Source organism: Chitinophaga eiseniae (assembly GCF_012641265.1).
Classification (GTDB): Bacteria; Bacteroidota; Bacteroidia; order Chitinophagales; family Chitinophagaceae; genus Chitinophaga; species Chitinophaga eiseniae_A.
On the sequence record NZ_JABAHZ010000008.1, the window covers coordinates 73,834 to 98,653 of the forward strand.

The window sequence follows — 24,820 nt, forward strand, 5'->3', positions numbered from 1 at the left end:
AAAAAGAACAATTACAATTAAATTTGGTGTTGGAAAAAAAGGCACGCAAAGTAACTAAGTAGCAAAGCAGCAAAGGAATTTATAAGCTCCTTAAAAGCTCATATTTTGACAAAATGGCTTTGCTCCTTTGCTACTTTGCTCCTTTGCGTGACTGCTTTTCCCTATCTTTGGCCATCAAAAACCCGTATACGTTTGCGTACAGAACAGCGAATCAATAACATTAAAAATTTCCTTTACAGTTATCATTTCAGCAACGGTATGCGTACCACCATCAGCGTGGTAGTGCCTTCGCTGGTATTTGCCTATTTCGACGAGCTGGGATTGGGCATCGCCATGTCGATGGGAGCGCTGTGTACCGCCCTTAGCGACGTACCGGGTACCATTATCCATAAACGGAATGGGCTGATCATCAGTACCATCCTCATTTTCTTTACCGCGTTAGGTACGGGCCTGCTGATACCTTACCCGATCCCGATGGCCACCTGGATAGTTGTTTGTTGCTTTGTTTTTGCCATGATGCTGGTATACGGGAACCGGGGCGGCAATATAGGCACCGGCTGTTTACTCGTAATGGTATCTATACTGGGAGAAACCCAGCTCACGCCGCAACTGACATTGCTACACTCTTCGATGGTATTGCTGGGTAGCATCTGGTATGCCGCGCTGGCACTGGTGTTGTGGCAGATACGCCCCTATCTCAACGTACAACAGGCCCTGGGCGATTGTATCACCCAAACAGCCCGCTACCTGGAACAACGGGCCAATTTTTATACGCCGGGCGTCAACGTAATCGACAACTATAAGGCAGTACTGGCGCAACAGGTGATCGTTAACGAAAAGCAGGAAAATGTACGGGAGCTGCTGCTGAAAAGGCGTTCTGCCCAACAGGGCACCACCAGCATTAACAAAAGCATGGTGCTTATTTTCCTGGACATGGTAGACCTCCAGGAGCAGATCATGGCCTCCCAAACAGACTACAACGCCCTGCAGGCCGATTTCAAAGATCTCGACATCCTGGAAAAATTCCATACCCTCATCCTGGCTTTTGCACAGGAGCTGCGCAATATCGGCATCGCCGTGGCTGCCGGCCAACGCTCCTTACCTAAAAACAACCTGAAGGTGGAAATGGAAAAGGTAAAGCAAGCCATTGCCGACATTACCCTGCAACTACCTACCCTCAAGGAAAGAACCCGCACCATTCCGCTTACCAACATCCTGCAAAACCTGCAGGACATGGCGCAGCGCATTTATAACCTGCACCGCCTCACCCGGTTGGAGCGATTGAAAGACGAGTCGATAGATCCCAAGCTGGAGCTGTCGAAATTTACCACCCGCCAGAAATACGACTTTGAAACGTTCCGGGATAACCTTACGTTCAAGTCGCATATCTTCCGGCATGCCATCCGCGTAAGCATGGCTACCGTAGCGGGTTATGGACTGGGGCTTGCCCTGCACCTGGACCGGGTGTACTGGATCTTGCTGACGGTAGTGGTGATCCTGAAACCAGGTTTCGGGCTTACCAAATCGAGGAGCATTCAACGCCTGATAGGCACTGTTACCGGCGCCTTATTTGCCGCGGGGCTGCTATATCTCACCCACAACAATACAGTGATCTTCCTCATGATGTTGCTCTGTATCCTGGGCGCTTATAGCTTCATGACCATCCAGTATACGCTGAGTGTCTTTTTCACCACGCCCTTTGTCATTTTCCTGTTGCATTTCCTGCATCCGTCCGACCTGTACAATCTTACCCAGCGGGTGCTGGATACTTTTATTGGCGGAGGTCTGGCCTTTTTCGCCAACATGCTCCTGTGGCCTACCTGGGAGCATAACTTCCTGCCGGATTATATGAAGAAGATGATGAGCGCCAACAGCAAATATTTTGAGCTGGTGATGCGGGCTTACTCCAACGAAAAGGTAGCTGTTACTGATTTTAAACTGGCCAGGAAAGATACCTATGTGGCTTCTGCCAATATGATGGCGGCCTTCCAGCGTATGTTGTCAGAACCAAAAAGCAAGCAAAAGCATCCCTCGGAAGTATATCACTATGTGGTACTGAATCATACCCTTACCTCTCATACCGCCACCCTGGCGGGTTACAGCATGCATCATGGTGTGCAGTTTCCCCGCCCGGAATACCGCGAGATCACGGACTACCTGTTGCATTACATGGATCAACTTCAACTGATGATGGACCCGGCTACCAGCGCCAACGCGCAGCCATCACCCATTGTACACGCCTTTGACCGGCTCGATGTGCACCTGGAAAGCCTGGTACACCAGCGCCAGCAGGAAATTAATGAAGGCAAAGGCGCTACTCCTGTGAGGGATGAAATGCTGGAAACAAAACAGGTACATGATCAACTGGTTGCCATCTTGTCGCTGATGAAGGATATGAGTAAAGCGCTGGGACAAATAAAACTTTAGTTATGGCGTTATAAGCTATTAATAATGAAGGACCTGAAGCGATTTTTTTCTCGCCAAGGCGCAAAGAAGCAAAGGAGCAAAGATTGAAGCGAATTTTAAGCCCGCAAAGCGGGGAGATTATGTCACCTAGAAGGACATTACATGATCTCCCCGCTTTGCGGGCTTAAAATTCGCTTCAATCTTCATTAAAATCCTTTGCTTCTTTGCGCCTTGGCGAGAAAAAAAATTCAACCTAAGACAACTCTTCTCCCAAAATCATAAACTGGTCGGTTACCGGCGTTAATGCGGCCAGTATCCTGTCGAAGAAGGCAGGGCCTTCCTGGGCAAACCAGGGCATAAAGTTTTCCTTACGTTCCTGGAGGGAGCCGGCAGGGAACCACCTGTTTTTAACACCCCTGATCTGGTCGGTTTGCCAGGCAAACTTTTTCTTTTCTGCCCGCAGGAATTTATGTTCCAGTTTACCGATGGCTTTGAGCGCCCGCTTCCTTTCTGTAGCGGTAGTGGCCACCAGGGTTACATCGATATTACGCGCCTTTGCTTCCAGGGCATCGAATAAATGCTCTACCGCGGTATACTCCTCTTTCAATACCAGCGATGTGTTGGTATGTTGTTTCACATAGTCGTTCACGATATCTTCCGTAGGCCTAAACAGCAGGGTAGCGTTGAGACCCAGTTTAAGCATACGCTGCATAGACGGCAGGTCGGTGAGCAACAGGGAATTGCGCAGCAGCAGCACCGGGTAAGGTACGCCGTAGTGGGCAAAGAGCTGCTTCAGTTCCAGCCAGTAGGCGATTTCGCCGCCACCGCCAATAAACGCGATGTTGGGCAGGATCGTTTCCTGGAACATACCGCGTAAAATAACATTGGGACTAAATTTCTCGGGGTGCGCTTCCAGTTCTGCTTCCAGGGTGCTGGCGGTAAAAGTCAACGAGGTGTGTAATACTTTCCACTCCCCGCCTTCCTGCACAATACGTTCCCGGCTGCCGTCCTGCAGGTAGAACAGGTTTATTTCCCTGGGGTTGGCCTGTACTTTATAGTGTGCCGACAGCTTTTCCATGGTATCATTTACAATCGCATGGGAGGCCTGGTGAAAGAGTTCATCCTTCATAACGGGGATGTACAAACGCTTCAGCGCAGGATTATCAGGCACCAGCACTACCAGGCCAAAGCGGCCAAAGAGTGCGTGTACCAGGTATAAAGTAGCATCCTGGATATTGCGGTGTTCGAGGTAGGCCTTCTGGAGCAGTTCCAACAGCTCCGCACCATGAGGCGCATAGCCCAGCGATTTCCTGACTTCGGCGATCAGCACTTCGAGTCCATCTGGATGCATACGCCCTACAGCGCCCTGCTGACTCGTATTCCAGGTAAGGGTTTTACCATCGAGGTAGATGCTGCCCAGTTCTTCCAGGTCGGCATCTTCACTGCCCATATAATATACCGGCACAAAGTGGTGCTGCGGATATTGTTGTTTCAGCTCCTGGCAAAGTTTGATTGTTTGCAGGATCTTATAGGCGAAATAGAGATAACCGGTGAAAATGTTGGGTTGATGCGCGGTACACACTGTAAAGGTAGTGGGTTGCAATAGCGCCGTAATATTATCCTGTACGGCCTTTACCGGTTCTAGTGAGGCATACTGTTGTTCCAAAGCCTTTACCAGTTCGGCTCGCGGTGTATTAAACCCTTGCCTGGCCTGGATGGCCGCTCCAAAGTCCGGATGCACGGGAGAATAGGTATAAAACGGTCTGATCTGCGAATGCTCGGCTAAAAAATCTGTTACCAGCTGGTTGAAATAACCAGTTTTCCCATAAGGAATATACTCCAGCATATTGAGTTGCGAATTACAAATGATCAATTACATAACGATGCGTGCCAATACATCGAAATTTTTGAATGTACGAAGTTAGTTAAATAGTTAGAACGTGATCCAAAATTAATTCTTCGGTTCGCCATCAAGGATTTATTTATATATTCAAATTTAGTAGTATATTCAATTTAGCACTAAATGCATTCATTATGATTTGGACTCTGATAATCGGCGGCATTGCAGGATGGTTGGCCGGTAAAATTATGCGTGGAGAGGGTTTCGGGATTATTATAGACATCGTGGTTGGCGTTATTGGCGGCTGGTTTGGCGGCTGGATATTTGGCCGGCTGGGCATTCACATGGGTGGCAGTCTTATTGGCTCCCTGCTCACGGCTTTGCTGGGCTCTGTTATCCTGATCTGGCTGATCAGGCTCATTAAACGGGGATAAGCAATTACCCGGTTATTACCGTAGCGTGCAACACCTTTTCCTGGAGAGGTGTTGCATATTTATTTCCCATCCCCAACGACCGAATTGCTTTGGCCCCTGATTTGACTCATCTCTCCCCAAAAAACACCCCATACATGAAAATAGCTATACTGGCGCCGGTAGCCTGGCGCACGCCACCCCAGCATTATGGCCCCTGGGAACAAATGGCCAGCAACCTGGCAGAAGGACTGGTAGCTAACGGCGTTGATGTAACCCTCTTTGCTACGGGCGATTCACACACCAGCGGACACCTCGCGGCTATCTGCCCCAAAGGGTATGAAGAGGACCGGGACGCCGATGCCAAAGTAACAGAGTGTATGCATATCAGTTATTTCATGGAACAGGCGGGGAATTTTGATATCCTGCACAGCCATTTCGATTTCTTACCCCTCACCTATTCGCGGTTGGTGAAAACGCCCATGGTGACCACCATCCACGGCTTTTCTTCTCCCAAAATAATCCCGGTATACCAGCGGTACAATGATATAGGCCGGTATGTGTCTATCAGTAATGCCGATCGCCATCCGGCGCTCAAATATGCGGCAACTATTCACAACGGCATCAATACCGCTGATTTTCCCTATGAGCCGCAGGCCGACAGGTACCTATTGTATTACGGGCGTATCCACCCGGATAAGGGCGCCCATGATGCCATCCAGGTGGCCCGGCATACTGGCTTACAGCTGGTGATAGCGGGTATTATACAAGACGAACAGTACTACCGGGAAAGAGTGTTACCATTTGTGGACCAGGAGCAGATCAAGTTTGTAGGCCCTGTAGGGGGCGCCCAGCGCAGCGCCTTGCTGGGTAAGGCCTTAGCGTTGCTGCACCTGATTCATTTCGATGAACCGTTTGGACTGAGTGTGGCGGAGGCCATGCTTTGCGGCACCCCGGTGATCGCCTTTAACCGCGGAGCCATGCCAGAGCTGATCATAGACGGGCAAACCGGTTTCCTGGTCAATAGCTTGCCCGAGGCGGTAGCCCGCGTAGCCGCCTTGCAATCTATCAGCCGGGAGCAATGTCATGCACATGCCCGGGAAAATTTCAGTACGGAAAAAATGGTGGCGGAATACCTGGCGTTATATGCCCGTATGTAGTTTTCGGGAGAGATTTAAACACCATCTGCTTTTATCTGCGCAAGCAATTTCTCGAGCTTTACGGTAGCAAATCCAGATGCATAGTCGGATAAACCATAAGGGATAATCAGTTCATCGTTATGTACCATGGAGCCACAGGAGTACAGCACATTAGGTACGTATCCTTCCCGCTCATCTTTGTTGGGCATGAGCAGGGGTTCACGGAGGCGGCCTATTTCCCGGCCCGGATCGTTGAGGTCGAGCAAACTGGCTCCTATACAGTAAGTGCGCATAGAGCCAACGCCGTGGGTAATCACCAGCCAACCTTCCGGCGTTTCGATGGGAGAGCCGCAGTTACCTACCTGTACAAATTCCCACGCATATTTAGGTTGGTGTAACAGTTGTGGATTTTCCCAGATATTGATTTTATCGGAATACATGATGTAGCCGTTGATGCCATCAATGCGGGAAATCATGACGTATTTGCCGTTTATTTTGCGGGGAAACAGCGCCAGGTTCTTGTTTTGGGCGCCTTCCCCATAAAGCGGCATGATGTTGAAGTTATAAAAATCTCTTGTTTGCAGCAGTTTGGGCTGAATGGTAATCCCATCGTACGCAGTGTAGGTGGCATAGTAGGTTACATTCCCATTTTCGCTGGTATACCTCACGAAGCGGGCATCTTCTATCCCCCTGCTTTCCGCTTCTGAGTAGGGAAAAATAACCCGGTCGGATAAGTCGGTGTCGAGTGAAAAATTCAGTTCATAGTAAGAGTCTGCCAGCCACAACATTCTTTCCAGGCCTTTCTTCAGGAGGTGATCTACCTGGAACCGCTGTTGCATTTCCCGGATCACTTTTTTCAGGGCCAGGTATTCGAATTCATCGGGCAGGCTGTTTTGTATTTCCTGCATCACCGAGTCGGGCAACCGGATAGATACGGCATTTTGGAAGAAGGTATGTTTATGGTACCTGGAATTACGGATGATTTCCGCCTCGTCTACGTAGTTACCCGGGGATATAAGAGAGATTTCGTTGTTTTTATTGATGATCCCGGAGCGGAAGGCGATGGAAGAAACGTGCCCTTCTCCAACGGCCCGGAAGCTCATGATCACGCGTTTTTCACCTTCTTCCAGCCCGCTCTGGTCCACATCTTCGATGAGGGAGGGATTGAAGAAGGCGGCGGATTCGATCGAATATTCGTTGGTGAAATAAGAGCCTGTCAACAACTTTCGTTTGTGTGACAGGCTATCATAATTTAGGTTGAGGCTGGGAAAGAGGTGGCGAAGCCGGTCGGCATGCCGTTCAAAAATGCGTGTAATATTTCTGTGGCGACGGGAGAACTCTCTTAGTATAGGCATAATGGTTATGTCTACTTCCGCATCGCTCATGGCGGCTACCAATTGAATGATGGATTTAGCCCTGGCTTCTCCGTTGAAGAAAAATCTTGCTACCACCCGTTTCAGATCAGGGTAAATCTTGGTAGATTTCCGCTCTATTGACAGTCGCATGTTACTGGTTTTGTTAAATACTGAATCCGTCTTCCAGGATTACTCCTTTTTTAACAACTACAATGCCGTCTTTCACCGTATACTTTTCAAAATCGCCGTCGGCCAGGTGTTTGCCTCCGTTGATATGTACGCCGTTTCCGATGGCGCAGTTTTTATCGATGATGGCGTTGTTGATCACACAGTTTTCACCGATTCCCATAAACGGGTGTCCCTGGGCTTTAGCTTTTTCAATTTCATCGAGGGTTTGATAGTAATCGCTCCCCATGATGTAGGCATTGCTGATTTCCGTGCCTTTGCCGATGCGGGTACGTATGCCTACCACTACCCTTTCGAGCCGGTTCGCCATTATAATACAACCATCTGCGATCATTGTTTTCTCCATGGTACCGGAAATTTTTGACGGGGGCAACATCCGGGCCCTGGAGTAGATGGTTTGAGACTCGTTAAAGAGGTTGAACAAGGGGATTTCATCTGTGAGGCCGATATTGGCTTCAAAGTACGATTGAATATTCCCGATGTCGGTCCAGTAGCCTTCATACTGGTAGCTGAAAATGCGGCGCTGGGCTTCTATGGCCTGCGGGATGATCTGTTTGCCGAAGTCGGTAGCATCGGGCTTATCGTTGAGCATGTCGAACAGCACCTGCCGGCTGAAGATATAGATTCCCATGCTGGCCAGGTAGATACGCCCTTCCTTCTGCATTTCTTCGCTTACTTCCGACGCCCATGGCGGCAGTACTGCCTGGGATGGTTTTTCGGTAAATGACACGATAGCGCCTTCGTCATTCTGTTTTAAAATACCGAAATCAGATGCGTCTTTCGCGCTCACCGGGATGGTGGCGATGGAAATTTCCGCGCCGGTATCGATATGATGGCGGATCATCTTTTTAAAATCCATCTGGTACAGCTGGTCACCGGAGAGAATGAGTACATATTCGAACTCAAAGTTTTCCATGTGGTGAATACACTGTCGCACGGCATCGGCTGTACCCTGGTACCAGGTGGGGTTATCGGGGGTTTGTTCTGCCGCGAGGATGTCCACAAATCCCTTGTCGAAATTGCTGAAGTGGTACGTGTTTTTAATGTGTTTGTTCAGGGAGGCCGAGTTGAACTGTGTCAGCACAAAGATGCGGTTCAGTTCAGCATTCAAACAATTGGAGATGGGAATATCCACCAATCTGTATTTACCGGCCAGGGGCACCGCGGGCTTTGAACGGCGGCGGGTAAGCGGATATAGGCGGGTGCCGGCCCCACCTCCGAGAATAATGGATATTACATCGTTTGTCATAAATGGAATTGGTTTTAGAAGATCATCGTTCAATATTCAATATGCAATGTCAAATTACTTCATGCTACTGTACATGCTGAGGTAGCGCTGTGCAGAGCTTCCCCAGGAATGGTCCCGCTTCATCCCTCTCAGACGGACTTCTTCGAGGTGTGCCGGATCATGATACAATTCAATAGCCCGTTTTACGGAATAACAAACGTCCCAGACTCCCGCCTGGTTAAATCGTATACCTACTCCATCGTTGTCTCCAAAGTCGATTACCGTGTCTTTTAACCCCCCGGTGCTGCGTACCATGGGTATGGTACCGTAGCGGAGCGCATACATCTGGTTAAGCCCGCAGGGCTCTACCCGGGAAGGCATTAACAGGAAATCGGCGCCGGCATAGATCAGGTGCGATAAGGATTCGTCGTATCCTATATGTACATTAAAACCGTAGCTAACAGTTTGCCGGGTTTGTTGCAGCGACCACTCAATGTGCGGGTCGCCACTTCCCAACACCAGGAAATTCACTTCCCCGGGGAGTTCGTGCAGGGAACGGCCGATAATTTCGGGGAGCAGATCGGCTCCCTTATCGCCCACCAGCCGGCCTATAAAGGCGATCAGCGGCAAAGTGGCATCCAGTCCGAACCGTTCACAGAGTTGTTCTTTGTTCTGTTGCTTACCATCGTCCATGGTGTCAATATCATAGTTGGCGGGTAACATATGATCTGCTTCCGGATCCCATACCGCCGTATCGATCCCGTTCAATATCCCTACCATTTTATCTTTTTCCTGGCTGATGAGGCTTTCAAGGCCGTTGGCGTTATAAAACAGCTCCTCCAGGTAGCCCGGTGATACGGTGGTTACCCGCCAGGCGCATTTAATCGCTGCTGCCAGTGGGTTAATGGCCCCGCCCCAGTCGAGCAAACCCGACTTCCACAGGTCAAATGAAGGAATGAGGTACAGTTTATCCCAGCCAAACTGGCCCTGGTATTGAGCGTTATGAATAGTGAGCACGGAAGGAATATCTTTCAGGCGACCATACTTATACCCATAGTACATCAGGAATGGGATAAGCCCTGTATGATGATCATGGATGTGGATCACATCCGGCTGGTGTTGCCATTCGTTGACCCAGTCCAGCACCGCAACCTGGAAAGCCAGGAAGCGTTCTGTATCATTTGGATAACCATACACGCCCGGCGTATCGAGCAAACCGGGAATATCTACCAGGTACAGGTCGAACCCCAGTTCATTACTTCTCTCTTTCAATACATTAAAGTGATACCAGTCATGCCCCAGCCACATACCGGCCTGGTGTACCACATCAAATTCATGTGTATCATAATACTTTGTCCGGTAAGCGGGTACCACTACTTTGGCAAAATTCCCCAACTGGTGCTGATATTTGGGTAATGCCCCCACCACATCACCTAGTCCGCCTACTTTGGCTACCGGGTAACATTCCGCGCTGATGTGTAAAATTTCCATGCTAATTAATTGATAATGTTTATTAAGTTAAACTGTAAAAACAAGAAAACAAAGGAGCTGTAAAAAAATATTATTTTTTTACAAAAAGCGCCAGGTACAAAGTAAACAGCTAATTGATGCGAATAATCTTTGGAGATATTTAAAACGGTGTTACCATTTGCTATCATCGCTTTTTTGCTTTCGGCTGTCGGCTTTACGCTTTCCCCTATCTTTGTATCGTCATGTGATTCCTGCTCACCCTTAAACTCCCCTTTATGGATTTTGGTCGCGTTCCAGAAGCTACGTTATCAGATATCGATTTTAAATTACCTGCTGAACCGGTGTTCAATAAACAAGTGCTAAAAGGCCGTCCGGTGGCGCATCCGCTCACTTACCTGGGTTGTGCCAAGTGGGGAAGAAAAGAGTGGATCGGGAAAATATATCCACAGGGCACCAAGGAGGCCAATTTCCTGGATGAATATGTAAAACACTTTAACAGTATTGAGCTCAATGCCACGCATTACCAGATCTATGGCCCTGCTACCATTGCCAAATGGGACGTCAAAGCGGCGGGTATGGATTTTAAGTTTTGTCCTAAAGTGCCGCAAAGCATCAGCCATTTCAGCACGCTGATCAATGCCGGCGACAAAACTACCTCTTTCCTGGAGGGCATACTGGCTTTTGGAGAGCACCTGGGGCCTATTTTCCTGCAATTGAGCGATAAGTTTGGCCCCGCCAAACGTGATAACTTATACCAGTACCTGGCTTCCCTGCCGAAAGACCTCCAGTTTTTCGTGGAGTTGCGCCACCCGCAATGGTTTGAAGACGAAGCAGTGCGGATGGAACTCTTCGATAAGCTGCGGGAACTTAACGTAGGCGCTATTATCACCGATACTGCCGGCCGTAGAGATATTGCCCATATGCACTTAACCGTTCCCAAGATATTCATCCGGTTTGTGGGCAATAGCCTGCATCCCACAGATTACACCCGTATCGATGACTGGGCCAACCGTATCAAATACTGGCTGGATAATGGTTTGGAAGAAGTATATTTTTTCATGCATATGCATGACGAGGCTACTTCGCCGGAGCTGGCGTTGTATATGACAGAAAAGTTCGAGGCCGTGTGCGGGATCACTGTAAAGAAGCCGGTGTTTGTTACTGGAGAAGCGGCGGTGAAGGCGCCTGCAAAGGCAGTAAGAGTGCCCGCAAAGAGGCAGAGCAGCAAAGCAGCTAAGAGTGAGCCGGAGAAAGCGCCTGCAAAGGTAAAAAGCAGCAAAGCAGCTAAGAGCGAACCGGAGAAAGTTCCCGCAAAGACGCAAAGCAGCAAAGCAGCCAAGAGTGAGCCGGAGAAAGCACCTGCAAAGGTAAAAAGCAGCAAAGCGGTCAAGAGCGAGCCAGCGAAAACGCCTGCAAAGGCTAAAAGCAGCAAAGCGGTCAAAAAATAAAACAAGCTTTGTGTCTTTCCTCCTTTGCTCCTCTGCGTGAGAAAAAACCGAAAAAAGCCGGACTGAAGTATTAATTTCGCCCTCTCAAAACCGGTACATACCATGATGCGCGACAAGCTAGAGCAATTGGCCCAGAAACTGGAAGGCACGCTTTATACAGATGATACCATGCGGACACTCTATGCCACCGATGCGTCGGCATACCGTGAAATGCCGCTGGCAGTAGCTATTCCGCAGCATATCGATGATCTGAAGACACTGATTCGTTTTGCGCGTGAAAATAAAACCTCCCTGATCCCCCGTACCGCCGGTACCTCGCTGGCCGGACAGGTGGTGGGCAACGGTATTATTACCGATGTATCCCGCAATTTTACACAAATACTGGAACTGAATAAAGAAGAAGGCTGGGTACGTGTGCAGCCAGGCGTTATCCGTGATGAGCTGAACCTATTCCTGAAGCCGCATGGCTTTTATTTTGGCCCGGAAACCTCTACCGCCAACCGTGCTATGATTGGCGGTATGGTGGGCAACAACTCCTGTGGCTCCAACTCCGTGGTATATGGCAGTACCCGCGAACACCTGCTGGAAGTGAAAGCCCTGCTCAGCAACGGCGAAGAAGTGGTGTTTGGCAGCATGGATGCAGAGGCCTTCCACCAGAAATGCGAAGGTCCGGATACGCTGGAAACCGCCATCTACAAGCAAATCCGCACCAGCCTGAGTAATCATACTTACCAGGATGAAATCCGGAGAGAATTCCCCAAAAAAAGTATTCCCCGCCGCAATACCGGCTACGCCGTAGATATGCTGCTGGATACCAGCCCTTTCACCGCCGGTACGGAAGATTTTAACTTCTGTAAACTGATTGCCGGATCGGAAGGTACGCTGGCATTCCTGACTGAAATAAAACTGCATATAGATCCGCTCCCTCCCAAAGAAACGGGCCTGCTCTGCATACATTTCAATACCATCGACGAGTCGCTGCGCGCCAATATCCTGGTGATGGAATACAAGCCCAGCGCCAGTGAGCTGATCGACCACTACATCCTGGAATGTACCAAGGATAACATCGAACAACGTAAAAACCGTTTCTTCGTACAGGGCGATCCCGGCGCTATCCTGGTGGTAGAGTTTTGCCGCAATACCCGGGAAGAGATCATAGAGATCACCGGCAAGCTGGAAGCTACGCTCCGGTCGGCCGGACTGGGGTACCATTTCCCCCTGCTCTTTGGAGAGGATAGCAAGAAAATATGGGGCCTTCGCAAAGCCGGCCTGGGCCTGCTCAGCAACCTGCCCGGCGACGAAAAAGCAGTGCCGGTAATTGAAGATACCGCCGTAGCGGTAGAAGATCTCCCCGATTTTATCCGCGACTTCAACGATATCCTGCACCAATACAACCTGCACGCCGTACACTATGCGCATGCGGGTAGCGGTGAAATACACCTTCGCCCTATCATCAACCTGAAAACGGAAGAAGGCAACCAGCTGTTTCGCAAGATAGCCGAGGAAATTGCCACCCTGGTAAAAAAATACCATGGCTCCCTCAGCGGGGAGCATGGCGACGGCCGCCTCAGAGGCGAGTTTATCAAACAAATGGTAGGCGGCAAAAACTATGAACTGCTTCGCCAGATCAAATATACCTGGGACCCGGAGAATATCTTCAATCCCAATAAGATCGTAGACACGCCGTCGATGAATAGTATGCTCCGGTACGAACCCGGGCAGAAAGCGGCAGATATCAAAACGATCTTCCACTTCCCGGACCAAACCATGCTGCAACACGCGGAGCAGTGTAATGGCTCCGGCGACTGCCGCAAAACGCAGTTGAGCGGTGGCACCATGTGCCCCAGCTATATGGCTACCAGGAATGAAAAAGATACTACCCGCGCCAGGGCTAATATCCTGCGTGAATTCCTCACCCATAGCACCAAGGAAAACCGCTTCGACCATAAAGAAATTTACGAAGTGCTGGACCTCTGCCTGGCCTGCAAGGGCTGTAAGTCGGAATGTCCGTCCAACGTGGATATGGCCAAACTGAAAATGGAGTTCCTGCAGCACTACTACGATGCCAACGGGGTACCGCTGCGTGCCAGGATGATCGGTAACTATTCAAAGTTATCTGCACTGGCAGCTATCGCTCCCGGCATGTACAATGCCGTGATCAACAATTCCTTTACCGGTGGCATTATCCGCAAGTTTTCCGGCTTTGCGGCCAAACGCTCCCTGCCAGGTTTACACACCATCACCCTGCGGAAATGGTTCAAAGAAAAATGGCCGCTCGAAAAACAGGGAACTGCAGCTGGTCAACGGAAAGTGTATCTCTTCTGCGACGAATTCACCAACTATAACGATACCACCATCGGTATTAAGGCGGTACAGCTGCTGCACCGGCTGGGTTACGACGTGCAAATGATAGCACACCCGGAAAGTGCCCGTGCCTATATGTCGAAGGGATTGTTGCGCCAGGCCCGCGAGTATGCCGAAAAGAATGTTCGTATATTCAGCAACGTTATCAATGAAAACGTACCGTTATTGGGTATAGAGCCCTCGGCTATCCTGAGTTTCCGGGACGAATACCCCGACCTGGTAAGAGAAGAACTCCGCGCCACAGCGAAAACATTAGCCAAACACGTATTCCTGGTAGATGAATTCCTGGCGGCCGAAGCTGAGAAAGGACATATCAGGGCGGATCAGTTTACCGATGCTCCTCAACATATCAAATTACACGGGCATTGCCAGCAGAAAGCATTGTCATCTGCCCTGTACAGCAAGAACATGTTGTCGCTTCCTAAAAATTATACCGTAGAAGTCATCCCTTCCGGTTGCTGCGGAATGGCGGGGTCTTTCGGATATGAAACCGAACATTACGACCTGAGCATGCAGATTGGCGAGATGGTGTTATTCCCCGCGGTACGCAATGCCGCCGCAGGCACGCTGATTGCGGCGCCAGGCACCAGCTGCCGCCACCAGGTTAAAGATGGTACGGGCGTTAAAGCGCTGCACCCAATAGAGATATTGTATAACAGTCTCAAGTAATTACCTGTATAATATAAAAGCAAGCAGGCGAATAACGGGTGTTATTCGCCTGCTTGCTTTTATATATTTCTGTTTATTTCTTCGATATTCTTCCCCAATACAACTTCGTTTCGTAATGAAACTTCACCATGCCCTGTTCCTGGTATTTCCAGAAAATATCTTCCAGGTCCTTCATCATGGCGGGATAGGAAGGATGGTCCTTTTCAGGCACGTAGGAAGAGGAAAGCATACGCCCTTTCAGCGCGGCAAAATCGAAGATCTGCGCATTCTGAAACGACATTTCATGAATGGCAGCGGGCGCAAAGAAGGAGGCTAACTGCGACGCACCTACGTTTCTGTGCTGCAACTCCTTATAATCAGTTCCGTATTGATGTAGCAGCTCTTCGTAGCTTTTCTCAAAGGGAAGTTCAGACTGCCGTACATTCCACATCAATACAATCGCCGCGTTGTCTTTACTGATGCGCTGGAATTCGGCGGCAGTAGCGGATTGATCGAACCAGTGAAAGGCGGTACCCGCCAGGATCAGCTCTATCGAGTCATCGGGTAAGGTGGTATGCTCTGCGCTGCCGGCTACTGATTGGAAGCCGGGATACCGGTGCAGGAGTTTTTCCGCCATTTCCCGCATTTCTGTATTGGGCTCCACGGCATATACCTTGTTGCCATTATCCAGGAAGGGTTGGGCGGAAATGCCGGTACCGGCGCCGATGTCTGCCACCAGGGTGTCGTGGGTCAATCCTACTTCCTTAGCCAGGTAAGGAATGATGGCCGCCGGGTAATGCGGCCGGTATTTGACATAGTTTTCTACGCGTGTACTGAAACGTTCTGTATTTTTCATCCTGTTACGGTTATTCGCCTAAACCTTTGGGCTTTTTCTCTTCATTGCCGTGTGCTTCCAGATCGGCCAGTTTCTTCTTACCGTAGGCCAGTTTGGTGATCAGTACATATAATACCGGTACGGTGAAGATACCCAGCATCGTTGCTGCCAGCATCCCTCCCACTACGGTGAAGCCTATATTAACACGGGAAGCAGCACCGGCGCCCTTTGCCAGGCACAAGGGCATCACCCCCAGGATGAATGCGAAGGAAGTCATCAGGATGGGGCGTAAACGCAGTTTCACCGCCTCCAATGTGGCTTCCAGCAGCGGCATCCCCCTATCCACACGCTCCTTGCAGAACTCCACGATCAGGATGGCATTTTTGGCAGCCAGACCTATCAGGGTAATCAAGCCGATCTGCGAATATACGCTATTAGCCTGTTTGGTAAGCGACAATGCCACGATAGACCCAAATAGGGCTACCGGCACCGCCAGCAGTACGGAAAATGGCACCGACCAACTTTCATACAGGGCCGTGAGCAACAGGAATACAAAGAGAATAGATAAACCAAAAATCAACAGGCTACTATTACCAGCTTCAATTTCCTGCAGGGATACGTTGGCCCATTCGTAGCTGAAGTTTTCAGGTAATACAGAAGCGGCCACCTCCTTCAATGCATTGATGGCGTCGCCACTACTGTAGCCGGTTTTGCTGTCCCCATCAATTTCTACGGAGCGGTACAGGTTAAAGTGGTTAATAACCGGTGCACCGGCAGATTTTTTGGTGGTAATCAATGCGCTGAGCGGCACCATTTGCCCGGTATTATTCCTTACGTAATAAGTATTCAGGTTATTGATACTGGTGCGGTACAGCGAATCAGCCTGCAACACCACGCGAAAGCTGCGACTGAATTTGGTGAAGTCGTTGACGTAAAGTCCCCCGAGGAAGGTTTGCAACGCATTGAATACATCACTCACGGCTACGCCGAGTTGTTTACACTTATCACGATCCACTTCCACATTGAACTGTGGCGTATTAGCGCTGAAGAAAGCGTACGCCCGCGCAATTTCCGGCCGTTGATTGGCGGCCATCAGGAACTGGCCCATCACCTGGAGGAACTGGTTGATATCCGGGTTGCTCCGTTGTTCGAGAATAAAGGAGAAACCACCGGAAGTACCTAACCCACGCAGGGTGGGCGCCGGGATACAGATGACGTTGGCCCCGATAATGCGGCCAGCAGCGCCTTGTATGCGCCCTAATACAGTATTGATATTATCGCCATGAGCGTATCGTTCATCCCAGGGTTTGAGGCTCACGAAAAAGGTACCGGAGTTTGGCTTGGTGGCGTTGGCCACGAAGTTGATACCGGTGATCCCGAAGAAGTGACTTACAGCGCTGTCTTTTTCGAGGATACTACTGATTTCCGCTACCACTTCTTTGGTACGTTCTGTAGAGGAGGCTTCCGGCAATTCCAATGCAATGAACAGGGCGCCCATATCTTCCTGTGGCACGAAGGTAGTCGGCGTTTTCTTAAACAGGAAAGCGGCGATGGCAAACAATACACCCAGGATGATCAGCACCACGGGTGTAAAGTGGATGGCGTGCTTTACCCCATTGCCATAGCGATTGGTAAACCTGGCAAACCACTCGTTGAATTTAAAGAAGAGTTTATTGAGTCCGTGTGATTGTTTGGTGAGGTGTGCCGGCTTCAGCAAAATGGCCGTCAGCGCCGGCGTGAGCGTCAAAGCCAGGAAGGCCGATAACAATACCGAGAAGGCGATAGTCAATGCAAACTGCTGGTACAACCTTCCGCTTACCCCCGGAATAAAGGCCACTGGTACGAATACTGCGGCCAGGATCAGCGCAATAGCGATTACCGGGGCGCTCACTTCCGCCATGGCTTTGAAAGTAGCCTCGCGGGGCGACATGAGGTCGGCGTCGATATGGTGCTGTACCGCCTCCACCACCACAATGGCATCATCCACCACGATACCGATGGCCAGCACAAACCCGAAGAGGGTGAGCGTATTGATGGAGAAGCCCAGCAGCTGGAAAAAGATAAAGGTACCGATCAGGGAAATAGGGATTACCAGGATGGGAATCAGGGTCGCTCTCCAGTTCTGCAGGAACACAAATACCACGATTACCACGAGTACCAGGGCTTCTATAAATGTTTGTATTACTTCATCGATCGATATTTTTACGAAGGAGGTAGTTTCAAAGGGAATGAGCCAGTTTACATCGTCGGGAAAGCTTTTGGCCATATTCTTCATTTTGACGATCACCCGGTCGTTTACGTCGAGTGCGTTGGCGCCGGGCGACAAATAAATGGCCATCCCGCTACCGGTTTTACCGTCGGCTTTAGCTTCAATGGCGTAGGTAAAGGAGCCCAGGTCGATGCGGGCCACGTCGCGGAGGCGTACCAGGCCTCCATTGGGACTGGTAGCTACCACTACATTACCGAATTCTTCAGAAGTGGCCAGGCGTCCTTTCACGCTCACAGTATATTCAAATGCCTGGGACTTGCCCATGGGCGGGGCGCCCACACTACCGGCAGGCACCTGTTGGTTTTGTTCTGTAATAGCCCGGGAAATATCACCGGCTGTCAGCCCCAGGGCGGCCATCTTATCCGGGTTGAGCCAGATACGCATACTATAGTCCTGGGAGAAGGCATTTACATCGCCCACTCCGCTGATACGGGCCAGTTCCGGTTTCAGGTAAATATTCATGTAGTTATCCAGGAATTCGCGGCTGTGCTTTCCTTTGGGAGAGTTGAGCGCGATTACCATCAACATGTCATTGGAGCGCTTTTTAACGGTAACGCCCACACGCCTTACTTCATCAGGCGTACTGGGCAACGCCAGGCTCACCCTGTTTTGTACGTCGAGGGTGGAGATATCGGGGTTGGTACCCAGTTTAAAGGTCACCGTAATACTCATAGATCCATCGTTGGCGCTTACCGACTGGATATACATGGCTCCGGGGGTACCGTTTACCTGGTTTTCTATGGGGGTGGTCACTGTTTCCTCTACCGTTGTGGAGTTGGCTCCTACATAGTTGGCGCGTACATCCGTTACCGGTGGTGCGATATCCGGCAGCTGGGCGATGGGCAGGTTAAACATGCAAATGAGTCCTACAATCACAATGATGATGGCAATGACGATCGTAGTATTCTTGCGCTCTATAAATGTTTTTGAGATCATACCCTGAGAGTGATTTAGGATTAATGTTTACCTGCCCCGGGAGCTGCGCCAGGTGCGGCGCCGGGTCCGGCAATATTCACGGTATCTCCGGGTTTTACCCGTTGCAGCCCTTCCACTATTATCCTATCGCCGGCATTTAACCCGCTGGTGACCAGCAGCATGGTATCGGTAACCGGGCCAGGTATAATATCCCTTGCGGTGACCACATTATCTTTGCTGAGCATATACACGCTGGTTTCAGAAAGATTCTGGATAATCGCTTTGGCGGGAATAGCCAGCTGGGTACCTGGTGTGCCATACTGCATCACGGCTACGATACTCATCCCTGATTTCAGCATGCCATCGCTATTCTGGAATACGAGCCGTACCCTGACAGTACCGGTTTGTGGATCTATAATATTATTGATGGTCAGTATTTTCCCTTCTTCCCCATAGCGGGTACCGTCGCCGAACTGGATATAGAATTTATGGTCTCCCTGTCCTTTCAGCATCCGCTGGAATTCCGGCAGGCGGGCCTGTGGAATATCCATATCAGCGAACATGGGATGTTCGTTAACGATGGTGTTGATGAGCGTTTGGCCGGCGTTAACGATATCACCGACTTTAATTTGTGCGATGCCTATTTTCCCGGTCACCGGCGCTTTTACCACCGCATGGCTCACGTCCGTACCGGCTTTTGCCACGGCTGCTTTGGCGGCAGCGAGGTTGGCTTTGGCGGTTAGCATGGCCGTGTTGGCCTGGTCTACCGTTTGTTTGGAGATCGCATCATGCTCCAGCAGGGATTTATATCTTTCATAATCCCTTGTTTTCTGCGCCAGGTCGGCTTCGGCCTGTTCCTGGGAAGCAGCTACCTGGCCATAGGCAGCGGTATAGCGGCTTCTGTCAATATCATACAGGGGCTGGCCCTTAGTTACGCTACTACCGTCCGGTACGCGGATCGCTTCCAGGTAGCCGGTAACATCGGGGCGAAGGGATACAACGTCGTGGGCCACCAGGGTAGCGGGAAATTTTTCGGCTACGGTATAGGAAGCAGGCGTTACTTCCACGGCTACTACCGTAGGTTTCATCTTCCCCATCATAGCAGCCTGCTGTTGTTGCTTTTTGCTGTTACCACAGGCCACACAGAGCATCATTCCTGCCACATAAAATGTCCGCTTGTAATTGACTGGATACATATGAGAAATTAATTGCGAATTACGAATAATAGCTTATTTGATCTTGCCCATGGCCTTGTCCAGGTCTGTTTTACTGGTCAGGGTATTCAGCAGTGCCTGCACATAATTCACCTGCGCCTGTTTCAGGTCATTTTCTGCTGAGGTAACATCCAGACTGGTAGCCACTCCCTGTTCAAATTTTAACACGATACGATCGTATATGCCCTGGGTTAAGTCCATATTGGTTTTCTGTGTTACATATCTTGCTTTGTTATTCTGGTACTGGGTATTGGCATTGGCCACATCCAGCTGTACCTGGTCCCCGATGTACCGGAGCGTATTTCTCGACTTCTCCAGGGTAATCCTGTTTTCCCGGATCTGATGGTATCTCTCTGTTCCGGCAAAAATGGGCCATTTCAGGGTGAGCCCCAGTGCAGAGGCGCCATAGCCGGTTTTATAGAGGTCGCTGAACTTGGTAGAGAAATAGTTATATCCATAATTCACATAAGCGTTTAGCTGGGGAAGGATACCCAGCTTTTTACTTTTCAGGCTCAGCTCATCCAGGGCTACCTGGGTGGTTTGTATGCTGTATTCAATGCGGTCCTGCACCTGGTAATCCACCGTATCTGCGATAAAAACATCTGCATTAAGGTCCTGCACCGTTTCGGTGAGGGTCAATTTGTTTTCCTGCGGCATGCCCATCTGGAATCTCAATAACTGCATCGCATATACGAGATCCCGTATCTGGGTTTCAATATCTGTGACGATATTATTATAGGACACCTGGATACGGTCTACATCTACCCTTTCGGCCACACCTACATCATAGCGGGCTTTGGTATCCGACAGTGTTTTGGAGAGCTGGGTCATGTTGGACTTTGCCAGCCGGATATTTTCTTCTGCGGCGAGGGCGGCGTAGTAGGCTTTGGTAATGGCTACCCGGGTATCTATTTCTGTACGTTTGAGGCTCTTTTTAGAGAGATCCCCATACACCCGGGAAGCTTTAAGGCCCAGGAAGTAATCGCTGTTGAATATCACCTGGTCTACCTGTCCTGTGGCGGCAGATGCCCATTTGGTACCGAATTGCACTGGTATTTTTTTGTCATAGTTCCCATTGGCGATATCAGGAATTAAGGAGGTCTGGAGTTTGAGATTGTCTGTGATACTGGCGTTCACATTCACGTGAGGTAGAAATTTCCCTGTATACTCCTTAATCTGTTCCTGGGAGAAGTTTACATCCAGCCGGGCATTTACCACATCATTCTGATGTGCGAGGCCGTATTGTATGCAATTGGCCAGGTTAAAGTCATAATTGCCAGAGCGTGAGGTATCCACCTGCCCGTAAGCGATAGTTATTTGGGTCCATAAAAGAAGGGTGAATAGAATATAACGACAATGCATACTTATTACTTTGAAAGTATATGATGATTGATAGATACTTAACAATAAATAGGTGAAAAAGTTGTGCAGGGATAAAAGGGATTATCCCGGCAGGTGGAAAGCACGATTACGGGCTGCTAAAAGCTATTTTCGTATCTTTCGGAAAAGTATATTGTTAACTATGTCTATGTCTGTTATCAAAGAACCCAAACCTTTACATCGTGTGTTTGAGCTGGAGCGACTTATTCTTTTCTGTGATATGGTATTTGCCGTTGCTGTTGCGTTACTGGTCATCGAAATCAAACTGCCCGTTCTTCCGGTTAAAATGCCTGTCGATCGTGACTATTGGGAATTAATGCGGCCTACTGCCTATGAATTATTGGCTTTTGCAGTAAGTTTTATATTTATTGGTAATTTTTGGGTACGACACCTGCAATTATGCCGGTTGCTCCAAAATTACAACGAAGGATTGATACACCGGCATCTTTTCTTTTTGTTTTTTATTGTGTTATTTCCGTTTTCCACCTCCGCGCTCCTGCATACCAGCAGTCATTTTATGCTGCCATTCTTTATTTACCTGTGTAACCTGACGGGGTGCCTGGCAGCGTTGTTCTGGATCAGTTATTTTATTTTCCAGAAAAATCCGGATTTAACGATGGAGGGACATCATACAGAGAAAACATTGCTATACCAGCGCTTAAAATATGGTTTTCTTACCATGGCAACGGGTTTCACGGTGATTGCCATGACCTATTTCCTGTACCCCGACAACACGGCGTACCAACGTATCAGTTATATTGCCATTCCGGCGCTGGCTTTGTTTAACCATTTCCGGTTAAAGATAAAAAAACGTAATACACTTCGGTTGGTACATAAAACAGGACCACACAGCTGAAAATATCGCCTATGTTAACACTCGATAAGCGGGAAGCCCAGGTACTGCAGCGGGCCATCCATCAATGGGAGCAGGAACAGCTGCTCACAACCGAGCAGGCCAGCCGGTTGCAGCAAAGTTATAAGGTGGTGAACACCGATTGGCAGACGCTTACCCTGTATATTTTTATTGCCGCCGTATCCTGTGCGCTGATGGCCTTTGGATCGCTGGTATTGGATGAGAAATGGATAGAGATTATCCGGAAGAAATTTTCGATGACCGATGGGGTCATTGCCCTGCTGTTTGCGGCTGTCAGTATCTTCCTTTGTTACGAGGGATGGCGGCGTAACCGGCACCAGCCGTTGTTTTCCTTTAACCGGGAGCTTTTCTGGCTCCTGCCTGTACTCAGTATAGGCGTGAGCGTGGTATACCTGGGAAAGAGTCTGCAATACCTGGAAGGCAATTATGGGGTTTTCTGGTTGCTGGCTACCGTTTGTTATGGCGTGCTGGGCATTGCCCTCCGTTCACGGCTCATGTGGATAGCTACGTTGCTATGCCTGGTGCCGGCTTATGTAAAGCTCACTTACTACCTGACCGGCGATGCCCCTTTTTTCCTGGGCATGAACCTGCCCTGCCGCATGGCTTTACTGGGGGTTTTGCTGACAGGAATGGCCTGGGGACTGCGCCAACTCAAGGTATATGCACCCATCAAAGATATCAGCTGGACCGGCGGATGGTTGTTGTTCATCATTTCCGGCTGGTTGATTTCTATCTTTGGCAATTGCGGCACCTGGGAAGAATGGCAACAGTTACGGCAGATCCACCTGTTGCAATGGGTGATTGTATACAGTCTTCAATGTGTGGGTATGATATGGCTGGGCATCCGGGTAAAAGATGATTTGTTGCGTGACCTGGGCGTGACCTTTCTCCTGTTGGACCTATATACCCGTTATTTCGAATATCTCTGGGACCATACCAATAAGGGCCTGTTCTTTGGTATCCTGGCACTTTCTTTCTGGTGGGTGGGGCGGTTGATCGAAAAGCGGATGAAGCGTAGTTAAAAATGGCCCCCGGACGTTTACGAAAAATGCCGGGGGCCGTTGACTTATGCCGCGACTATCGCTTGCTGTTCCAGTCCATACCTGCCGGTATCCTTCACGCTCCAGTCGAAGTTGCCCACCATCCAGGAGCGCAACACGGCTACATACCGGAGCAGTTCATAATCTGTTTCATCTCCTTTCAGGGGCAGCAGTTTTTCCAGGGCCACGAATATGGCTACTTCTTCATTGTGCATACGGGCTGCCTGGTCAACGGCTTCCTGCAGGGAAATCTGCCGCTGGTGTTGCAGTACCAGCACGAGATTGTGTACATCGCCCTGCCGGGACTCCTTGGTACAGGAGAAAAGGTCGTTCGACCAGCATACCACGTTATTACAGGCCTGGATCATGCGTTGCAACAGGGCTTGTTCTACTACCGGGCGGGGGAGATAGATTTTTTCAATGATTTCTATCGCTTCAATATCCGCCAGGAGGGCGCCGGTATAGGGGCGCATGTGGATGTAATCATCCACGGAAGGTACCCTGCCTGCTTCCCGGTTTTCCGCCTCCCAGATGCAGGACATAAAGTAATCCTGCATGCTGCGGATAAAGCGCAAACGCCAGGCAGGTGAACTGATGGCACGCATACGGTCCCATATACTGCTAAGACCGGCGGCCAGCGGTCCGCCGGTAGCCAATGTAACTATCTGGTTGGTTTGCAGGATATCCATCAGGCCGGCCATCACGCTTTTCAGGTAGTCGGCTTTGCGGCCAACGGCCGCCTCATCGCATTGATCATCTAAAATAAAGAGCCAGGTGTTGAAATCAGCGATAATGCATAATTCATGCAGCGCCGCATCCGGGAAGGCTCTTCCCGCCAGCCATGCGAAACGCGCTTTCTCAAAGCGTTTCAGGGCTGTGGCAGAAGTAATAAGTCCGTAGGTTTGTACCCAGTTGGTAATGTGTTGCTGGGCTTCATTTACATGGTGGTTTACGCCCGAGGTAAAGGGATAACTGATTGCTGGCATTTGAATGGTTGTCATGAGAGTTGCGTTTAAATAGTGAATTAATAGAGGGTTGAAAATGACATAGGGATAGCCATATGGGTATATGGCATAATATAATTGTGACAGGCACGCAAAAGCAGGCCACACAAAGCGGCAAAAGCAGGTAGGTGCGGTAATTTATTTCCTTAAAGTAATCCGGTTAACAGCAAATTGGCATAGCTAAACAAAATTTTATCAAACGCTCGGGATCTTCATATGTTCCAATACCATAGGCAGTGCCTTATGAAACCAGATGGTAAAGGTATCGGGCTCGTTCTTTATTAACTCCAGGATCTGACGGGTGGGCAGGTAGCGGTAGTCACATACTTCGGCGGCGTTGGGTAATATATTGCCATTATAAACGCCCAGCAATACGTGGTCAAATTCGTGTTCGGTTAACCCATTATCAAATTCCGATTTATACGTAAAAGCAAAGATTTCATGCAATTCGCAGTCGAATCCCATTTCTTCCTGTAATCGGCGGTGCGCTGCAGCAGCGGTGGTTTCACCGGGAAACTGGTGACTGCAGCAGGCGTTGGTCCATAATCCTGCAGAATGGTACTTTTCCAGCGCCCTGCGCTGCAACAGCAGTTCTCCAGCATCATTTATAATAAATACAGAAAAAGCACGGTGCAACACCCCTTTCTGGTGTGCTTCCATCTTCTCCATAGTACCAATAGCCTCATCTTTTTCGTTCACTAAAATTACGTCCGGTGATTTCATAGTATTAACAAAGATATTTTAATTAAACTTCTGGCAGACGGAAAATAGGATGAACTGGCAAAAAACAATGCT

At 49.5% G+C, this 24,820-nt stretch carries 17 protein-coding genes; 7 read left to right on the top strand and 10 right to left on the bottom strand.

Annotation, left to right across the window (positions count from 1 at the left end):
* The first annotated feature begins 192 nt into the window (after positions 1–192).
* Entirely contained in the window at positions 193–2,427 is a 2,235-nt protein-coding gene (locus HGH91_RS25900) for an FUSC family protein (RefSeq protein ID WP_168741850.1), read from the top strand.
* Between the two features lie 232 nt (positions 2,428–2,659).
* Here the strand turns inward: HGH91_RS25900 and bshC are convergent, their stop codons facing one another.
* Complete coding sequence (gene bshC, locus HGH91_RS25905) at positions 2,660–4,252, bottom strand: bacillithiol biosynthesis cysteine-adding enzyme BshC (protein WP_168741852.1); 1,593 nt, start codon at positions 4,250–4,252, stop codon at positions 2,660–2,662.
* A gap of 188 nt (positions 4,253–4,440) precedes the next feature.
* Here bshC and HGH91_RS25910 point away from each other — a divergent pair, with 188 nt between their 5' ends.
* Together HGH91_RS25910 and HGH91_RS25915 are read left to right on the top strand one after the other, a co-directional pair.
* Positions 4,441–4,680 carry a GlsB/YeaQ/YmgE family stress response membrane protein gene (locus HGH91_RS25910; protein WP_168741854.1) on the top strand — a complete coding sequence of 80 codons (240 nt, stop codon included), beginning with the start codon at positions 4,441–4,443 and terminating at the stop codon, positions 4,678–4,680.
* Positions 4,681–4,814: 134 nt separating this feature from the next.
* A complete protein-coding gene (locus HGH91_RS25915; protein ID WP_168741856.1) occupies positions 4,815–5,816 on the top strand; it encodes a glycosyltransferase family 4 protein in 1,002 nt (333 codons plus the stop codon).
* A 14-nt stretch (positions 5,817–5,830) separates the two neighbouring features.
* Here the strand turns inward: HGH91_RS25915 and HGH91_RS25920 are convergent, their stop codons facing one another.
* The 3 genes from HGH91_RS25920 to HGH91_RS25930 are packed head-to-tail and all read right to left on the bottom strand — an operon-like array spanning position 5,831 to position 10,055.
* Positions 5,831–7,300 (bottom strand): glycoside hydrolase family 130 protein, encoded by a 1,470-nt coding sequence (locus HGH91_RS25920; RefSeq protein ID WP_168741858.1) that lies wholly within the window; start codon positions 7,298–7,300, stop codon positions 5,831–5,833.
* Positions 7,301–7,313: 13 nt separating this feature from the next.
* The gene (locus tag HGH91_RS25925) at positions 7,314–8,585 is read right to left on the bottom strand and encodes a glucose-1-phosphate adenylyltransferase (RefSeq protein WP_168741859.1); all 1,272 of its coding nucleotides are present in this window, start codon (positions 8,583–8,585) and stop codon (positions 7,314–7,316) included.
* Between the two features lie 54 nt (positions 8,586–8,639).
* A complete protein-coding gene (locus tag HGH91_RS25930; protein WP_168741861.1) occupies positions 8,640–10,055 on the bottom strand; it encodes a glycogen synthase in 1,416 nt (471 codons plus the stop codon).
* A gap of 254 nt (positions 10,056–10,309) precedes the next feature.
* Here HGH91_RS25930 and HGH91_RS25935 point away from each other — a divergent pair, with 254 nt between their 5' ends.
* Both HGH91_RS25935 and HGH91_RS25940 read left to right on the top strand, forming a co-directional pair.
* Positions 10,310–11,482 carry a DUF72 domain-containing protein gene (locus tag HGH91_RS25935; RefSeq protein WP_211092434.1) on the top strand — a complete coding sequence of 391 codons (1,173 nt, stop codon included), beginning with the start codon at positions 10,310–10,312 and terminating at the stop codon, positions 11,480–11,482.
* Between the two features lie 105 nt (positions 11,483–11,587).
* Positions 11,588–14,515, top strand: coding sequence for an FAD-binding and (Fe-S)-binding domain-containing protein (locus HGH91_RS25940; RefSeq protein ID WP_168741863.1), 2,928 nt, complete (start codon positions 11,588–11,590; stop codon positions 14,513–14,515).
* A 73-nt stretch (positions 14,516–14,588) separates the two neighbouring features.
* On the opposite strand, the gene HGH91_RS25945 is transcribed toward HGH91_RS25940, so the two are convergent.
* Genes HGH91_RS25945 through HGH91_RS25960 form a run of 4 tightly spaced genes read right to left on the bottom strand, consistent with a single transcriptional unit; the run spans position 14,589 to position 21,089 of the window.
* Complete coding sequence (locus HGH91_RS25945) at positions 14,589–15,350, bottom strand: class I SAM-dependent methyltransferase (RefSeq protein ID WP_168741865.1); 762 nt, start codon at positions 15,348–15,350, stop codon at positions 14,589–14,591.
* 10 nt (positions 15,351–15,360) lie between these two features.
* A complete protein-coding gene (locus HGH91_RS25950; RefSeq protein WP_168741867.1) occupies positions 15,361–18,534 on the bottom strand; it encodes an efflux RND transporter permease subunit in 3,174 nt (1,057 codons plus the stop codon).
* A gap of 20 nt (positions 18,535–18,554) precedes the next feature.
* Positions 18,555–19,709 (bottom strand): efflux RND transporter periplasmic adaptor subunit, encoded by a 1,155-nt coding sequence (locus HGH91_RS25955; RefSeq protein WP_168741869.1) that lies wholly within the window; start codon positions 19,707–19,709, stop codon positions 18,555–18,557.
* A 33-nt stretch (positions 19,710–19,742) separates the two neighbouring features.
* Positions 19,743–21,089 carry a TolC family protein gene (locus HGH91_RS25960; protein WP_168741871.1) on the bottom strand — a complete coding sequence of 449 codons (1,347 nt, stop codon included), beginning with the start codon at positions 21,087–21,089 and terminating at the stop codon, positions 19,743–19,745.
* Between the two features lie 166 nt (positions 21,090–21,255).
* On the opposite strand from HGH91_RS25960, the gene HGH91_RS25965 reads away from it, so the two are divergent.
* Entirely contained in the window at positions 21,256–21,963 is a 708-nt protein-coding gene (locus tag HGH91_RS25965) for a TMEM175 family protein (protein WP_168741873.1), read from the top strand.
* 11 nt (positions 21,964–21,974) lie between these two features.
* Entirely contained in the window at positions 21,975–23,003 is a 1,029-nt protein-coding gene (locus HGH91_RS25970) for a hypothetical protein (RefSeq protein WP_168741874.1), read from the top strand.
* A 44-nt stretch (positions 23,004–23,047) separates the two neighbouring features.
* Here the strand turns inward: HGH91_RS25970 and HGH91_RS25975 are convergent, their stop codons facing one another.
* Positions 23,048–24,022: a terpene synthase family protein gene (locus HGH91_RS25975; protein WP_168741876.1), complete on the bottom strand. Its 975-nt coding sequence runs from the start codon at positions 24,020–24,022 to the stop codon at positions 23,048–23,050.
* 198 nt (positions 24,023–24,220) lie between these two features.
* Positions 24,221–24,748 (bottom strand): isopentenyl-diphosphate Delta-isomerase, encoded by a 528-nt coding sequence (gene idi, locus HGH91_RS25980; protein WP_168741878.1) that lies wholly within the window; start codon positions 24,746–24,748, stop codon positions 24,221–24,223.
* Positions 24,749–24,820: the final 72 nt, after the last annotated feature.

Coding starts and splice junctions, on each gene's coding strand:
- bshC (WP_168741852.1), bottom strand. CDS start 4,252: ATGCTGGAGTATATTCCTTATGGGAAAACTGGTTATTTCAACCAGCTG.
- HGH91_RS25910 (WP_168741854.1), top strand. CDS start 4,441: ATGATTTGGACTCTGATAATCGGCGGCATTGCAGGATGGTTGGCCGGT.
- HGH91_RS25915 (WP_168741856.1), top strand. CDS start 4,815: ATGAAAATAGCTATACTGGCGCCGGTAGCCTGGCGCACGCCACCCCAG.
- HGH91_RS25920 (WP_168741858.1), bottom strand. CDS start 7,300: ATGCGACTGTCAATAGAGCGGAAATCTACCAAGATTTACCCTGATCTG.
- HGH91_RS25925 (WP_168741859.1), bottom strand. CDS start 8,585: ATGACAAACGATGTAATATCCATTATTCTCGGAGGTGGGGCCGGCACC.
- HGH91_RS25930 (WP_168741861.1), bottom strand. CDS start 10,055: ATGGAAATTTTACACATCAGCGCGGAATGTTACCCGGTAGCCAAAGTA.
- HGH91_RS25935 (WP_211092434.1), top strand. CDS start 10,310: ATGGATTTTGGTCGCGTTCCAGAAGCTACGTTATCAGATATCGATTTT.
- HGH91_RS25940 (WP_168741863.1), top strand. CDS start 11,588: ATGCGCGACAAGCTAGAGCAATTGGCCCAGAAACTGGAAGGCACGCTT.
- HGH91_RS25945 (WP_168741865.1), bottom strand. CDS start 15,350: ATGAAAAATACAGAACGTTTCAGTACACGCGTAGAAAACTATGTCAAA.
- HGH91_RS25950 (WP_168741867.1), bottom strand. CDS start 18,534: ATGATCTCAAAAACATTTATAGAGCGCAAGAATACTACGATCGTCATT.
- HGH91_RS25955 (WP_168741869.1), bottom strand. CDS start 19,709: ATGTATCCAGTCAATTACAAGCGGACATTTTATGTGGCAGGAATGATG.
- HGH91_RS25960 (WP_168741871.1), bottom strand. CDS start 21,089: ATGCATTGTCGTTATATTCTATTCACCCTTCTTTTATGGACCCAAATA.
- HGH91_RS25965 (WP_168741873.1), top strand. CDS start 21,256: ATGTCTGTTATCAAAGAACCCAAACCTTTACATCGTGTGTTTGAGCTG.
- HGH91_RS25970 (WP_168741874.1), top strand. CDS start 21,975: ATGTTAACACTCGATAAGCGGGAAGCCCAGGTACTGCAGCGGGCCATC.
- HGH91_RS25975 (WP_168741876.1), bottom strand. CDS start 24,022: ATGACAACCATTCAAATGCCAGCAATCAGTTATCCCTTTACCTCGGGC.
- idi (WP_168741878.1), bottom strand. CDS start 24,748: ATGAAATCACCGGACGTAATTTTAGTGAACGAAAAAGATGAGGCTATT.